The organism is Pseudomonas sp. 65/3-MNA-CIBAN-0223 (genome assembly GCF_040310425.1).
Classification (GTDB): domain Bacteria; phylum Pseudomonadota; class Gammaproteobacteria; order Pseudomonadales; family Pseudomonadaceae; genus Aquipseudomonas; species Aquipseudomonas gregormendelii.
The window spans coordinates 1-293 of record NZ_JBEOPV010000082.1; the positions used below are offsets into that span (position 1 = coordinate 1).

The window sequence follows — 293 nt, forward strand, 5'->3', positions numbered from 1 at the left end:
TCTTTGTAGCGACTGTAGAGCGTGCGCAGGTAGTAGCTGCTCACGTCATCGGGCTTGTAATCGAAGTTAAGGCCGCCACCGGCGCGTTCACGGCTGATGTCATAGTCGCGCTGCTCGAATTCGTTGAGCCGGGCGCCGTTAGTGAAGTCCCAGGCGCCGCCAGTTTCGACATTGTCCGAGCCAAAATCACGCTTCTGCCAACTGAGCGCCGCCGCCACGCCAAAGTTGTCGATACCGTCGCCGAGGCTGAACCGGTTACTGGCGGCGCCGGAGAATTTCGGGCTGGTCTGGTG

General features: G+C 60.4%; 1 pseudogene. It reads right to left on the reverse strand.

Going from position 1 to position 293, the window contains the following annotated elements:
• Window positions 1-293, reverse strand: a pseudogene (locus tag AAEZ09_RS28010) (TonB-dependent receptor); the annotation flags it as partial.